The organism is Rhodococcus sp. DT1 (assembly GCF_049844875.1).
Classification (GTDB): domain Bacteria; phylum Actinomycetota; class Actinomycetes; order Mycobacteriales; family Mycobacteriaceae; genus Rhodococcus.
Window position 1 is genome coordinate 92,724 of record NZ_JBNCLW010000007.1, and the last position, 13,189, is coordinate 105,912.

The 13,189-nt window shown below is 67.3% G+C and carries 14 protein-coding genes and 1 pseudogene; 2 read left to right on the forward strand and 13 right to left on the reverse strand.

Annotation, left to right across the window (positions count from 1 at the left end; translation table 11 throughout):
- Window positions 1-52: 52 nt before the first annotated feature.
- From ACLQ3J_RS18000 to ACLQ3J_RS18040, 9 genes and pseudogenes are all read right to left on the reverse strand, one after another.
- Entirely contained in the window at window positions 53-412 is a 360-nt protein-coding gene (locus tag ACLQ3J_RS18000; protein ID WP_169620050.1) for an NADH-quinone oxidoreductase subunit A, read from the reverse strand.
- Between the two features lie 265 nt (window positions 413-677).
- The gene (locus tag ACLQ3J_RS18005) at window positions 678-1,106 is read right to left on the reverse strand and encodes a response regulator transcription factor (RefSeq protein WP_169620366.1); all 429 of its coding nucleotides are present in this window, start codon (window positions 1,104-1,106) and stop codon (window positions 678-680) included.
- 92 nt (window positions 1,107-1,198) lie between these two features.
- Window positions 1,199-2,439, reverse strand: a pseudogene (locus ACLQ3J_RS18010) (glycosyltransferase).
- A 598-nt stretch (window positions 2,440-3,037) separates the two neighbouring features.
- A complete protein-coding gene (locus ACLQ3J_RS18015) occupies window positions 3,038-3,949 on the reverse strand; it encodes a manganese catalase family protein (protein WP_425904071.1) in 912 nt (303 codons plus the stop codon).
- Between the two features lie 230 nt (window positions 3,950-4,179).
- Window positions 4,180-4,464, reverse strand: a complete 285-nt coding sequence (locus tag ACLQ3J_RS18020; protein WP_425904073.1) for a hypothetical protein — start codon at window positions 4,462-4,464, stop codon at window positions 4,180-4,182.
- A gap of 233 nt (window positions 4,465-4,697) precedes the next feature.
- Window positions 4,698-5,366 (reverse strand): methionine ABC transporter permease, encoded by a 669-nt coding sequence (locus ACLQ3J_RS18025; RefSeq protein ID WP_169652918.1) that lies wholly within the window; start codon window positions 5,364-5,366, stop codon window positions 4,698-4,700.
- A gap of 13 nt (window positions 5,367-5,379) precedes the next feature.
- Complete coding sequence (locus tag ACLQ3J_RS18030) at window positions 5,380-6,399, reverse strand: methionine ABC transporter ATP-binding protein (protein ID WP_378527475.1); 1,020 nt, start codon at window positions 6,397-6,399, stop codon at window positions 5,380-5,382.
- Window positions 6,399-7,235: a MetQ/NlpA family ABC transporter substrate-binding protein gene (locus ACLQ3J_RS18035; RefSeq protein ID WP_169620055.1), complete on the reverse strand. Its 837-nt coding sequence runs from the start codon at window positions 7,233-7,235 to the stop codon at window positions 6,399-6,401. The genes ACLQ3J_RS18030 and ACLQ3J_RS18035 overlap by 1 nt, the downstream gene beginning before the upstream one ends.
- Window positions 7,236-7,406: 171 nt before the next feature.
- Window positions 7,407-8,432, reverse strand: a complete 1,026-nt coding sequence (locus tag ACLQ3J_RS18040; RefSeq protein ID WP_425904075.1) for an isopenicillin N synthase family dioxygenase — start codon at window positions 8,430-8,432, stop codon at window positions 7,407-7,409.
- Between the two features lie 345 nt (window positions 8,433-8,777).
- On the opposite strand from ACLQ3J_RS18040, the gene ACLQ3J_RS18045 reads away from it, so the two are divergent.
- Both ACLQ3J_RS18045 and ACLQ3J_RS18050 read left to right on the forward strand, forming a co-directional pair.
- Window positions 8,778-9,395: a DJ-1/PfpI family protein gene (locus ACLQ3J_RS18045; protein ID WP_425904077.1), complete on the forward strand. Its 618-nt coding sequence runs from the start codon at window positions 8,778-8,780 to the stop codon at window positions 9,393-9,395.
- Window positions 9,392-9,862 (forward strand): MarR family winged helix-turn-helix transcriptional regulator, encoded by a 471-nt coding sequence (locus tag ACLQ3J_RS18050; RefSeq protein WP_169652922.1) that lies wholly within the window; start codon window positions 9,392-9,394, stop codon window positions 9,860-9,862. The genes ACLQ3J_RS18045 and ACLQ3J_RS18050 overlap by 4 nt, the downstream gene beginning before the upstream one ends.
- Before the next feature lie 7 nt (window positions 9,863-9,869).
- On the opposite strand, the gene ACLQ3J_RS18055 is transcribed toward ACLQ3J_RS18050, so the two are convergent.
- The 4 genes from ACLQ3J_RS18055 to ACLQ3J_RS18070 all read right to left on the reverse strand — a co-directional run bounded on the left by ACLQ3J_RS18055 (window position 9,870) and on the right by ACLQ3J_RS18070 (window position 13,122).
- Entirely contained in the window at window positions 9,870-10,742 is an 873-nt protein-coding gene (locus ACLQ3J_RS18055; RefSeq protein WP_169620059.1) for an acyl-CoA thioesterase, read from the reverse strand.
- The gene (gene pyk, locus ACLQ3J_RS18060; RefSeq protein WP_169652924.1) at window positions 10,739-12,160 is read right to left on the reverse strand and encodes a pyruvate kinase; all 1,422 of its coding nucleotides are present in this window, start codon (window positions 12,158-12,160) and stop codon (window positions 10,739-10,741) included. Before pyk ends, ACLQ3J_RS18055 begins: the two co-directional genes overlap by 4 nt.
- 84 nt (window positions 12,161-12,244) lie before the next feature.
- Window positions 12,245-12,415, reverse strand: a complete 171-nt coding sequence (locus ACLQ3J_RS18065) for a hypothetical protein (RefSeq protein WP_296550594.1) — start codon at window positions 12,413-12,415, stop codon at window positions 12,245-12,247.
- A gap of 59 nt (window positions 12,416-12,474) precedes the next feature.
- The gene (locus tag ACLQ3J_RS18070; RefSeq protein ID WP_296550593.1) at window positions 12,475-13,122 is read right to left on the reverse strand and encodes a phosphodiesterase; all 648 of its coding nucleotides are present in this window, start codon (window positions 13,120-13,122) and stop codon (window positions 12,475-12,477) included.
- Window positions 13,123-13,189: the final 67 nt, after the last annotated feature.

Genomic DNA, 13,189 nt, shown 5'->3' on the forward strand with positions numbered 1-13,189 from the left:
TTCTCGCGCAGCCACTTCGACGACACCGCCCTCGGCCGGTGCGTCACGCGGGCTACTCCCAGGCGAGTCCTCCGCGTTTCCATTCGTAGGCGTACGCGACGAACACATTGACCATGAACAACCCCATCGCGAGCAGTCCGAACACGCCCAGCGCGTCGAAATTCACCGCCCACGGATACAGGAAGACGATTTCGATATCGAAAATGATGAACAGCATGGCCGTGAGGTAGTACTTGACGGGAAAACGTCCGCCTCCGACGGGCTGCGGTGTCGGATCGATGCCGCATTCGTAGGCTTCGAGCTTGGCACGGTTGTAGCGACTCGGCCCGGCTATCGAAGCGACGACCACCGAGAACACCGCGAACGCGACAGCGATCGCTCCCAGCACCAGGATCGGTACATAGACGTTCATCGCCACCTCCGGTTCCGCTGACGTCTCCCGGTCGTGCCGTAGTCACAGAACCTCGGTCCCCGGTGCCCGAGCCCGGCAATCCGGGACAACTCGGTCACATGTGAGCTACCGCACACACACTAGTAGCGTTCGTGCCGCAGTTGTCAGCGATTTCGGATGCAGAATTCCGTCGCGCGTGTCCGCTCGGGAGCGAGGTACGGATGGGGTAGGTTCGTGCGCGCCGTTCGGTACGGAGCGGTCGGTTCGGTATCGGCCCGCGGGCGGTTCAGCGGCCGGCCGGACGCAGCAGTCGTACCACTTCACGGGCGAGCGTCAGTGGATCGATCGGGCGCGTGACGACCGCCTCGGCACGTGACCAGGACGCGAGCCACGCGTCATCGGCTCTGCCCGTGAGCACCACGATCGGTGGGCACGGATCGATCTCGTCCTTGAGCTGTTTCGCGATGCCGAGTCCGCCCGCGGGCGCCGTCTCACCGTCGAGTATCGCGAGGTCGACGTCGCCCGCGTCCATATGTGCGATCACCACCGGCGCGGTGGCCACTTCGAGGTACTCGAACCGGGGCAGGTCGGGGTGCACCCGGTCTCCGAGCGCCGACCTCAACTGCGCGCGCACACCCGCGTCGTCGCTGTAGAGGAGTATCCGCAGCGGCGCGGAGGGGCTGGTGCTGTCGGGCGCGGCGGTCACGCGCCCGATGCTAGAGGCTCACCGGGCGAGCGGGGCGTATCCGGCGGGCGTCGGGACGCGTGTCGCCGGAGGCCGGTCCGAAGCGCTCGCTGCCGCCGGTCTCACAGTGCTCCCGACCGGGAGGCGCCGGCGCGGACCGTGACGGGTTCGGCGAGGGACTGCCGGACAGCGCGTTCGTAGGCACCGACAAGGTCGACGACGGCCCGTCCCCAGGAATAGCGCGTTTCGGCACGATCGCGCCCCGCGACACCGAAAGCGCGTGCTGCACCGGATCAGCGATCAGTTCCCGTACGGCCGTAGCGACGGCGTGCGGGGAGCGCGGTGGTACGAGGAGCCCGGTCACCCCGTCGACCACGATGTCGCGCAGGCTCGCGACTGCGGTCGCCACCACCGGGCGTCCGCACGCCATGGCCTCGAGCGCCACGATCCCGAACGGTTCGTACCGCGACGGGCACAGCACCACGTCGGCCGAACGCAACAATGCGGGCATCCTGTCTCGCGTGACGTGCCCCTCCATGTGCACTCGCTCGCGCACCCCGAGTTCGTCGGCGAGCGCGAGCAATCGGTCCGTTTCGTCCGCCGCCGCGTCGTCGTGCGCGGCTCCCCCGGCGATGACGAGTTCGGTGTCGGGCAGCAGCGACAACGCCGTGACGGCGGTGTCGAACCCGTCCTCCGGCGCCGGCCGCCCCGCCGCCACGAGCCGGTACCGTCCACGGGACGACGGGACCGTGCCGAATCCGGCGACGGTGAAGTGGTCGACGTCGACGCCGGACGGGACTACCGATGCCCGCGTTCGTGGCAGACCCATCCGAGACAACTCGAAGACTTGTTCCGAGCACGTCGCGACCACATGATGTGCTCCCTTCGCCAGCACACGTTCGAGCCGCATCCGGCTCGAAAGGTCCATCTCCCCACCGGATTGCAGCGCGGATTCGGCAACGCTGAGGGTGGCGAAGGTCTGCACGGTAGGGAGGGAGAGCGCTCGGGCGGCGAGTTGGGTGGCGATTCCCGATGTCCACGAATGCGCATGCGCGACGTCGGGACGGTGCCGCATCCAGTCCGCTTCCAGGAAGCCTGCGAACGTGCCCATCGTCGGCAGCACTTCGTCTTCCACCAGCGGGGCTGCCGGGCCCGCGGGTACATGGACCACTGTGTATCCGTGAGCTGTGGTGACGCGTTCGGGGAGATCAGGATTGTCGCGCCGGGTGTAGACGGTCACGTCGTGGCCCGCACGGGCGAGAGCGGCGAACAACTCGGCACTATGCGCTTTCCGGCGGTCCGTGTCCGCACGCCCGCAGGTGGCGAGCGGGCTGATGTCGTCGGATACCATCGCGATTCGCATGATCTTCCTCTTTCTTCTTTCGCGTATTCCGGTGGCCGGTCGGAGTCGGCTACTGCTGCCGACCGCGGCCGTAGCGCCGGTGCTCTCGACAGCGGAGGGGCGCCGCCTCCCACTGCGCGAGCGTTGTGTGCATCCGATGCCGAGCTGAAGACGAGCCGGCGACCTGCGCTGATTCGCGCGGTGACTCCGGAGCGCGCATGCTGACGACACGGTCGGCAGGCACGGGGCTCGGGGCTTTCATCCACCCGTCACCGAGGGCGGGAGCCCATCGGGGGCGTGGAGAACACCTCGTCCAGAGTGCGGCGATGAGCCGTTCGAAATACGTCGGATCCATCAGCAGTGTCGCTTTCGCCTCGCCGGTGCCAAGCGCGGCACGCGGTGCATTCGATGCGAGGGCGGCGCACTGCTGGACCGACCTATCGGTACCGGACTTGTACCCGCGGTACGGGAGCACCAAACATGCGACGGGAGGGGCCGACGTATGTCGGCCCCTCCTTGGTTCCTGCGCCCGAGCGCCGCTGTGCGTTTCCACTGCGGACCCGAACCACTCCGTGGTGTCCGTGGCCGCCGGGCACCGGCGGCCGTCTCCCTCACCTGCTCAGGGTTCGGTGTTGACTGCGTCCTTCATCTTGCCCATCAATCCCTTCTCCGTGCCCAGCGCAGCAGAACGCGGCTCACCCTGCGACCCGTCATAGGTCGCGTACAGCTTCGGATCCGGCGGCGGCGCACTGGCCACATCACCGAGCGGAACCGGATCGGCCAGGAACGACATCGGCGTCGACCCGTCGGGACCGGTACCGTGCGCCCACCGGCCCTGATCGGAGGCGACACCGTCCGACAGATGCCACAGGCTCGTGGCATGTTCGGAATGCTCCTCGTCGAACAACGCGTTCGGTGCGATCGGGGACGGCTCGATTCCGTCGGCCTGCAGTTCCTCGATCGCCGCGAGCCACAGATTCTGGTGGTACGTATCGCGCGCCAGGTTGAACTCGAGCATGTCCTTGACACCCGGATCGTCGGTCATGTGATACAAACGCGCGGTTTGTACCCGGCCTTGGGCTTCGGCGGCGACGTTGGCCCGGAAGTCGGCGAGCAGGTTGCCGCTCGCGACGATGAACCGTCCGTTCCAGGGCACACCGTTGCTGTCGGCGAGTGTCGGTCCGCCGCCGGAGACGATGGCCTGTTGCGGGTCCATCCCGCCGAGTACGGCGGCGACGACGGGGTCGGCGGCGGCGTTCTTGGTCGATTCGGTGGCCGGTGCGCCTTCGAGGAGCCGGGCGACCATGGTGGCGATCATTTCGACGTGGCCGATTTCTTCGGTGGCGACGTCCATGATCATGTCTTTGTACTTGCCGGGCATCCGGCAGTTCCATCCCTGGAACAGGTACTGCATGGTGACGGTCATTTCGCCGTATGCGCCGCCGATGAGTTCTTGGAGTTTGCGGGCGTAGACGGGGTCCGGCTTCTCGGGTTTGACGTCGAACTGGAGGTGATCTGTGTGACGGAACAAGGGTTTCACCTTTCAGGAGGTCGGCGCACAGTGCGTGCAGTAGCGGTGTCGTACCACCGCACAACGCGCCCAAACTCCTGGAGCGGATCTGTCCCTTTTCGGTTCGGCCGGTGTCCGTCCCGGCGACTCACGGCGGCGCCCCGGTGCCACACCGGCCGTGACCGTCACCGTGCAGAACGATCCGGAGCGCCCCGGGTGTTGCGGACGCGCTCCGGATACGGAGGCACTAATCAGCCGTGACGGATCTCGAATACTCGTGGCGGAGGTGCGATTTCGTGCCGAGCGGGACCATGGACAGTCCCCCGTCCGATGATCGCGCCGGGCGCGATCATCAGGTGCGCCACGATGATGCACGCTCCGATGAGCAGCGACGAGATCAGCCCCACCGAGTACGAACCGGTGAGTGCGGCAGCGACGAAGCCGATGGTGAGCATGCCGGAAAGAACAAGTATGGCGAGTATCCTCCGCTGCGACGACGGCGCGTTCTCGGATGCCTTTCGACGGTGTGCAGCCATCACGATCTCTCCGTTCCCTCCCTGGAGAACAGTTGCCGGACGCCCCCACGTCCGCACCCCTGCCGACCGATGCCCTTCTCGGTACGACGGTGTGCACCTCCGCTGTCAACGGATTCGGCGTTCTGCTTCCCTTCCGCTCGAAGAGAGCGGGTTTGGTAACGGAAATACTATCAACTGTGACATACGTCTCGCAATCGATTAGTGGCTCGTCACCGGCCTGTATCTGTCGACGATCACCGCCGGTGCGCGTAGGCCCGGATGATGCCGTCGCCGACCGATTGCATGATCTGCACCATCACGATCAGCACGACCACGGCAACCAGAAGCACCGGCGTGTTGAACCGCTGGTAGCCGTACACGATCGCGAAGTCGCCGAGTCCGCCGCCGCCGATGACACCGGCCATGGCGGAGTACCCGACGAGAAGGACCAGGGTGAGCGTCGCACCGGCCACGAGAGGCGAGACGGCTTCGGGCAGGAGAACCTTCCGCACGATCTGCCCGGTCGACGCTCCCATCGCCTGGGCTGCTTCGACCCGGCCGCGCGGCACCTCCCGCAGCGCGGATTCGACGATCCGCGCGAAGAACGGGATGGCCCCGATGGTGAGCGGGACGATCGCCGCCGTCGGGCCGATCGCTGTACCGACGATCGCCCGGGTGACTCCGATCAGCGCGATGAGCAGGATCAGGAACGGCAACGACCGGAACAGGTTCACGATCACACCGAGCACCGTATTGAGTGTCCGCCGCGGCAGGAGGCCCGACGGGGAGGTGACCTGCAGGACGATGCCCACCAGCACTCCCCCGATCACCGTGAGCACGAACGACACCGTGACCATGTACAGCGTTTCGAGGGTCGCCTCCCACACTTCGGGCAAGGAGTCGTACCACGTGAGCTTGTTCATCGCGGATGTGACCTCATTCGGTGAGTCCCTCCAGTTCGGTCCCCGCGCCCCACGACAGGGTCAGGTGCGGGTGCTGGTCCACGAATCGTTCGACCCGGGCGTGGTCGGTGTCCGTCGTGAATCGCAAACGCATCCGGCCGACGGTCACGTCGCCCACCTGCTCGACGCGCCCGCCGACGACGGCGATATCGGCGTCCGCAGCCCGGATCATCTGGGACAGCCACGGCCCGTGCGCCGCGTCTCCGATCGCCGTGACCACTGCGGTGTCGGCGCTCGACCCCAGAGAGGGGTCGTCACCGACCGGCAGCATCGCGGCACCGAGCGCAGAGTCGGGTGAGGCGACGAGGTCGGTGATGCGCCCGGTCTCCACGATCCGGCCGGCTTCGAGTCGCGCCGCCGACGTGCAGATTCTGCGTAGCACCCCGAGTTCGTGGGTGATCACCACAACCGTCACGCCCAGGGTGCGGTTCACCTCGGCGACGAGGTCGAGAACCTGCTCGGTGGTGTCGGGGTCGAGGGCGCTGGTCGCTTCGTCGCACAGCAGCACCTCGGGTTCTGCGGCGAGCGCGCGCGCAATGCCGACGCGTTGCTGCTGGCCGCCCGACAACTGGGACGGGTAGCTCTTCTCCTTGCCGGACAGGCCGACGAGGTCGATCAGCGACGCCGCGCGGGCGCGCCGCTCGTCCTTGCCCAAGCCGGCGAGCTCGAGTGGCAACTCGATGTTGCGGAGGACGGTGCGCGAATGCAGCAGGTTGAACTGCTGGAAGACGGTGCCGATCCGGCGCCGGGCGGAGCGCAGTTCGGCCCCGGAGAGAGTCGACAGGTCGTCCCCGCCGAGAAGGATACGACCCGACGTGGGCTTTTCGAGGAGGTTCAGGCACCGGAGAAGAGTGGATTTACCCGATCCGGACGGACCCACGATGCCGAAGATCTCTCCGTCCGGGATGTCGAGAGAAACCCCTCGCAACGCCGCGACCTCCCCGGCGCCACCGGCGCCGGGGAAGGTCTTGACGAGATTGTCGACGACGATCATCAGTTCGTGGGCTGGACCGGAACGACGGAACCCGAGTAGGTCTCCTCGATCCACGCAGCGGTTTCCGGCGACTCGAGAGCGTCCGCGAGTGCGACCACCGCGGGGTCGTTCTCGTTCTCGGCGCGCACGACGAGCAGGTTGGAGAAGGGGTTGCCGTCGACCTGCTCGGTGACGATGCCGTCCTCGGCCGGGGTGAGTCCGGCCTCGAGGGCGTAGTTGGAGTTGATGACGGCGGCGGTGACCTGCGCGTCGTCGAGCTGACGCGCGAGCTGGGGCCGCTCGATCGCCAGGAACTTCAGGTTCTTCGGATTCGCGGTGATGTTCGATTCGGTGACCACCGACAGATCTGCCTGGTCGAACGGCACGTCCATCTCGATCAGCCCGGCCGATTCGAGCAGGTACAGCGCGCGGGCGTAGTTGGTGGTGTCACGCGGCACCGCGATGGTGTCGCCGTCCTTCAACTCGTCGAGCGACCCGATCTTGTTCGAGTACAGGCTCAGCGGCTCGAGGTGCACGTCTGCAACGGCGACGAGATCGTCGACACCGTTCTGCTTCTGCCAGTCGATCAGGTACGGCTCGTGCTGGAAGAAGTTCGCGTCCACGTCACCGGCTTCGAGCAACTCGTTGGGATCGACCTCACCGGTGATGTCGAGGATGTCGAGCTGGTAGTCGCCGAGCGCACCGGTGCTCACGAGGTGATCGAGGATCTCGACGTGCGGCGTGGACGAGGCCGAGATCCGCAGGGTGTTCTCGTCTCCTCCGGACGACGAGCAGGCTGCCAGGCCGAGGGCGAGGGTGAAAGCGGTGGTCGCGACGACGGTACGACGCAGGAACATCGGGTACTACCTTCCGTTGTGGAACTGCCGGTGCTCGGCAGGGTGGAACTGTGGGAGCGCCCCGGACGACGCGGGATCACGCAGTCCGGACGGGTCGGCTCTCAGGCTACGGCGGACGTGTGGTCGGGCCGGACGAATCCGGCGGTGCGGGGGCGGCAGGCGACGACGCGGTCATCGGCCGAGTTCGAACGAGCGGAGCAACTCCGCGTGGTACCGATCGGTGACATTGGGATGAGCACGCAACCGGGATTTGAGCGCGTTCAGTCCGTACACCGCGTGCAGCGCTCCGCCGTGCGCGTCGTGTCCCACGCCCCGCGCCGCGGCCGCCAGATGATCCGGCAGCGGGAGGGTGGGCAGCGCTTTGTCGAGTGCGGGATTGAGGAAGAACGGCAGGGACACCCGATCCGTTCCTGTCGCCGGCGGTTCGACGCGGTGGACGGTCGCCGTGAGATATCCGCCGGTGGCCACCTCGAGCAGTTCGCCGATGTTGACGAGAAGGTGCCCCGGGAGCGGATCGACCTCGAACCATGCGCCGTCGCGCTGCACCTGAAAGCCGGTGCTCCCGGGTTCGGGGTACAGAAGGGTCAGCGCGCCGACATCCTTGTGGCTGCCCACTCCCTGGTCGGTCACCGATCGATCGTGGCCGGGATAGCGCACGATCTTGAGCAACGGGTCCGGGTGGGCGAAGGCCTCGTCGAAGAAATCTGCGGGGGCCCCCAGGGATTCGGCCCAGGCGCGCAGCAAGCGGAGACCGACCACCTGGAGTCGGTCCATCCACTCCACTGCTGCCGGGCGCAACTGCGGAACCTGCGCGGGCCACAGGTTCGGTCCGTGGAGCACCTCCCAGGGACGCGCCGGATCGAACTCGGCGACGGCGTCGCGTTCCGGCCCGATGTCGAGTTGTTCGCGCCAGTCGACGTGGCCCTGGGTGCGCTCACCGCCGACCCGGGTGTAACCGCGGAAGTGTGGTGAGTGGCTGTTCTCGACCTCGAGTTTGGCGGCGTCGGGAAGCGCGAAGAACTCGCGGGAGGCAGCAATCAGGCGATCGGCCGCCGCGGGACCGATTCCGTGGCCGGCGAGGTGGAAGAAGCCGATCTCGTGCGTGACGGTGCGAAGACGGTCGAGCGCAGCATCGCGTGTTTCGGGTGCATCGAAGTCGGCGAGATCGATGACGGGAAGTGCCGTCGAATCGGACATGCGGAGGATCCTTTCGAACCGTCGCGGGCTCGGGTGACGAGGCCAACAGCGCACGGTTCGGGGGACGGATTTCGGGCACGGCTCCCGAGGGGGACCTATGCCCCGGTCGGGGGTATCAGCGGCAGGCGCAACAACACGACGGGGCGGCGACGCCCGCACGTGTGTGCATGTCCTGTGCTCGATTCATGCCGAACATGTCCCCTCCGATGGGTCGGGCTCGACCCTAGACGACAGCAAAACCACCGAGTGGTCGATACGAGGCTAATCGTCGACGCTGCGGTCGGGCAAATCGTCCATCGGCGGCACACCATTGACAGCACGCTGTCATGCAGACAGCATACTGTCATGGATGGCATCGTGTACTTCGCCGTGTACGACACGCTCGCCGACTGGGAGATCGGATACGCGATGTCGGGCATCGCAGATCCCGACTTCCAACGTCAGCCGGGGCGCTACAGCGTCCGCACCGTCTCGACCGGACGCGACCCGGTCACCACCATGGGCGGCCTCCGCATCGTGCCGGACGTCACACTCGACGAGGTGGATCCGGCCTTCTCCGCAATGCTCGTGCTCGCCGGCAACAACATCTGGCCCACCGAGGCGTTCACTCCGTTCACCGACAAAGCGAGAGAGTTCCTCGACGCGGGCGTCCCGGTCGCCGCGATGTGCGGAGCGACCGGCGGACTCGCGCGGGCGGGGCTGCTCGACGACCACGCCCACACGAGCAATGCGAGGGAATTCTTGGAGAGCGTCGGATACGGCGGCGCGCACCTCTATCGCGACGACCTGGCCGTCACCGACCGGGACCTCCTCACCGCGAGCGGGATAGCGCCGGTCGAGTTCGCCCGCGCCATCTTCGAGCGTCTGGATCTGTACACACCCGAGGTGCTCACCGCCTGGTACAAGCTGTACGGCGAGCACGACCCGTCGGGATACTACGAACTGACGGCACACGAGGGATGAGCACGACCGAAACCTCGATTCCGGAACTGCTCAGCGCCGCCGCGTTGACGTCGTTCCGCCTCAACGGCCAGTTCCTGGACCTCGCGGACACCCTCGCCGCACCCGCGGGTCTGACCGCCTCGCGCTGGCAGGTACTCGGCGCCGTACTCACCACGCCGCTGCCCGTCGCGGGGATCGCACGCGAGATGGGTATCACCCGCCAGAGCGTGCAGCGCATCGCGGATCTGCTCGTCGAGCAGGGTCTCGCGGAATACCGGCCGAACCCGGCGCATCGCCGCGCGAAGCTGGTCGCCGCGACGCCGGCGGGTCTCGAGGCGGTCGCACAGATCGGCCCCGCGCACGCGACGGCCGCGCGCCGTCTGTGCGACGAGATGGGCTGCGACGACTTCGAGGAGGCCGTGTCGGCACTGCGACGGTTGTCGGCGGCGCTCGAGCGGATGACCGGCGATTCCGGCGACCGGGCGTGAGCGTCGCTCAGCGGCGGGACGGGAAGTGCCGCACCAGACCTTCCTGCACAACCGTCGCGACGAGTTGCCCGTCGAGGTCGAAGTACCGGCCCGTCGCCATCCCGCGCGACCCGGCCGCGACCGGCGACTCGGTGGCGTAGAGATGCCAGTCGTCGAATCGGAGCGGGCGGTGGAACCAGATCGAATGATTGACGGTGGCCGCGACGATCCGGTCGAGACCCCACGACAATCCGTGCGTGGTCAGAATCGAGTCGAGGACCGTGGTGTCGGAACTGTAGGCCAGAGTCGCCGCGTGCAGCAGCGCATCGCCGGGCATCTCACCGTCGGGACGCATCCAGACACGGTTGTGGTTGAGCTTCTCGCCGGTGCCCCGCAGCACCCATGCGGGGTCGTTCGCGTACCGCATGTCGATGGGCTTGAGTGCCCCCGCGAAGTACGGCAACTGTGCCTCGAACCCCTGCAACCGCTCCCCGATGGATGGAAGTGTTTCCGGCAGAGGAACTTCCGGAACCCCGACGGAATGCTCGAGTCCCTTCCCCCAGCGCTGGAACGCCGCGAGCATGACGAACAGTTCCTGCCCGTCCTGGTAGGCGGTCACCATCCGGTTCGCGAAGTCACGACCGTCACGGTGCCGCGCGACCCGGTACTCGATGGGCGCCTTGACGTTTCCACCCCGGATGAAGTGCGCGTTGATCGCGTGTACCGGCCGGTCTCCGACCGTGCGTCCCGCCGCGACGAGCGCCTGCGCGACGAGCTGCCCTCCGAACGTCCGGGCACCGACCTGCGGGGGATGTTCGCCGCGGAACACGTCTTCCCCGGTCTGCTCGAGATCGAACAGTCCGAGGAGGACGTGGAGATCCGACGTGTCGACACCCGTCACCGGGTGTCCTTCTCCCCCAGCCGGTGTACGTGGATCAGGTTGGTCGAACCCGTCCGTCCCGGAGGGGCACCTGCGACGATCACCACGAGATCGCCACGCTGGTAACGCCCGAGCGAGAGCAGCGCCGCGTCGACCTGCTCGACCATCTGGTCGGTGGTGTCCACCGGCGGCACGGAGAACGTTTCGGTGCCCCACGTCAGTGCCAGCTGATTGCGAATACTCGGCGCGGGCGTGAAGGCGAGCAGCGGGAGCCTTGTGTGCAGCCGCGCGAGTCGGCGCACCGTGTCGCCCGATTGCGTGAACGCGACGAGTGCGCTCGCATCGAGCCGCTCGCCGATGTCGCGGGCCGCATACGAGATCACGCCGCGTTTCGTGCGGGGCACGTGGGTCAGCGCGGGAACGTCGGTCGAATCCGATTCGACGGCCGCGATGATGCGCGCCATCGTCTTGACGGTCTCGATCGGGAACTTGCCCACCGAGGTCTCGCCGGACAGCATGACGGCGTCGGCGCCGTCGAGTACGGCGTTCGCGACGTCGGATGCCTCCGCGCGGGTCGGGCGGGAATTCTCGATCATCGACTCGAGCATCTGCGTCGCGACGATCACGGGCTTGGCGTTCTCCCGGGCGATCTGGATCGCGCGCTTCTGCACCAGCGGGACCTCTTCGAGCGGCAGTTCCACACCGAGGTCGCCGCGAGCGACCATCACCGCGTCGAATGCCAGCACGACCGCTTCGAGGTTCTCGATCGCTTCGGGCTTCTCGAGCTTGGCGATGACCGGGACACGCCGGCCGACACGATCCATGATCTCGTGCACGAGTTCGATGTCGGCCGGGGAACGCACGAACGACAGAGCGATGAAGTCGACACCGAGCTGCAGCGCGAATTCGAGGTCGGCGATGTCCTTTTCGGACAGCGCCGGAACGGAGACGTTCATCCCGGGCAGGGAGACGCCCTTGTTGTTGCTGACCGGGCCGCCCTCGGTCACGCGGCAGACCACGTCGTTTCCTTCGACGGATTCGACCACGAGGCCGACCTTGCCGTCGTCGACGAGCAACCGGTCGCCGGCGACCGCGTCCTGCGCGAGTTCCTTGTACGTGGTCGAGACGCGGTCGTGGGTGCCTTCGACGTCGTCGACGGTGATGCGGACGAGTTCACCGTTGTTCCAGACGGTGGGGCCGTCGGCGAATCGGCCCAGACGAATCTTGGGTCCCTGGAGGTCGGCGAGCACGCCGACCGCCTTGCCGGACGACTCGGCGGCGGCACGAACGTGGTTGTACTGGAGCTCGTGATCGGCGTGATCTCCGTGGCTGAAGTTCAGCCGCGCCACATCCATGCCGGCGTCGACGAGTTCCCGGAGGACGTCGGGGTCCGAGGTAGCCGGGCCCATTGTGCATACGATCTTGGTACGTCGGGTCACGCCTCGAGCCTAGCCCCCATGGTGCGCGCCCACCATCGGAGTCCGTAACCCGCACGCGCGCACCCGGAGCGGCAGCCCGGTGTGTCAGTCCTTCTGGTCCTCTGCTATTTCGGGTGCGTTCTCCCTGGTCGCCATCCCGCCGGTCCCGCCTTCGTCGGCGGGTCCGGGCCGGCCGCCCTTGGGTTCGCGGGCGTGCGACGCGCTCTCGTCGGTCGTCTTGCCGGGGCCGTCCGAACGATTCTTCTTCTCTGCCATCACGTCGTCTCCTCATCTACCGGATACATGGACACCGTCGGTCTCACGCGTCGAGAACCTCACGCATCGAGGGAGGCTGCCCGTCCCGCGCGGCTGCCGCGATACGCGTCCCGGCGAATCTCTGCGACGAAGTCGGGCCACATCCGCAACGTAGGGGGACAGTGCACCACCGGGTCGAACGAGGTCATCTCGGAATCGTCCACCGCGAGTCGCGAGGTGAGGGTGACATTCCCGAACGGGAGTGCCGCGCCCCGCGCCGGCGCCCAGCCGAGCGAGAAGACGAGCGGTGCCACCTCGGGCCGGAGATCGTCCGCCGATGTGGTGTTCGGCTGCCGTCCCACGGGCGTCGCGAGGACCCATCGCACCCGGTCGTCCCCGTATCTGCGGTACGCGGCGAGGCTGCTGTAGCGCGCGCTCCCCCAGCCGCGCACCGGGAGCAGTACCGCCCGCGCCGGGAGATACGAGGTCGCGAGCAGCAGATCCCAGGGACCCGATTCCAGGGAGACCCGCAGCGCGAGACCGAGAATGTCGGGAACGCCGGCGGGCAGCCCGATGCCCCGGGAAAGCCGGCCGGTGACGGCATAGCGCCCCGGAGGCACGGGCCCGCCGTCCACCCGTACGTCCAGGTGGCCGCGGAACAACGCGCCTTCGGGGTGGAACGCTCGCGCACCCCGCAGCGCCGAGGCGGCCCGGAACACTCCGGACACGGCCGAACGCAGGGGTCCTGCGGATCGGGTGCGGCTGGAAAGATCGAGGGGCGACACGGACCGCGTA

Excerpts from the sequence above, each read along its gene's own strand:
- ACLQ3J_RS18000 (WP_169620050.1), bottom strand. The coding sequence starts at position 412 with ATGAACGTCTATGTACCGATCCTGGTGCTGGGAGCGATCGCTGTCGCG.
- ACLQ3J_RS18020 (WP_425904073.1), bottom strand. The coding sequence starts at position 4,464 with ATGGCTGCACACCGTCGAAAGGCATCCGAGAACGCGCCGTCGTCGCAG.
- ACLQ3J_RS18025 (WP_169652918.1), bottom strand. The coding sequence starts at position 5,366 with ATGAACAAGCTCACGTGGTACGACTCCTTGCCCGAAGTGTGGGAGGCG.
- ACLQ3J_RS18030 (WP_378527475.1), bottom strand. The coding sequence starts at position 6,399 with ATGATCGTCGTCGACAATCTCGTCAAGACCTTCCCCGGCGCCGGTGGC.
- ACLQ3J_RS18035 (WP_169620055.1), bottom strand. The coding sequence starts at position 7,235 with ATGTTCCTGCGTCGTACCGTCGTCGCGACCACCGCTTTCACCCTCGCC.
- ACLQ3J_RS18040 (WP_425904075.1), bottom strand. The coding sequence starts at position 8,432 with ATGTCCGATTCGACGGCACTTCCCGTCATCGATCTCGCCGACTTCGAT.
- ACLQ3J_RS18045 (WP_425904077.1), top strand. The coding sequence starts at position 8,778 with ATGGATGGCATCGTGTACTTCGCCGTGTACGACACGCTCGCCGACTGG.
- ACLQ3J_RS18050 (WP_169652922.1), top strand. The coding sequence starts at position 9,392 with ATGAGCACGACCGAAACCTCGATTCCGGAACTGCTCAGCGCCGCCGCG.
- ACLQ3J_RS18065 (WP_296550594.1), bottom strand. The coding sequence starts at position 12,415 with ATGGCAGAGAAGAAGAATCGTTCGGACGGCCCCGGCAAGACGACCGAC.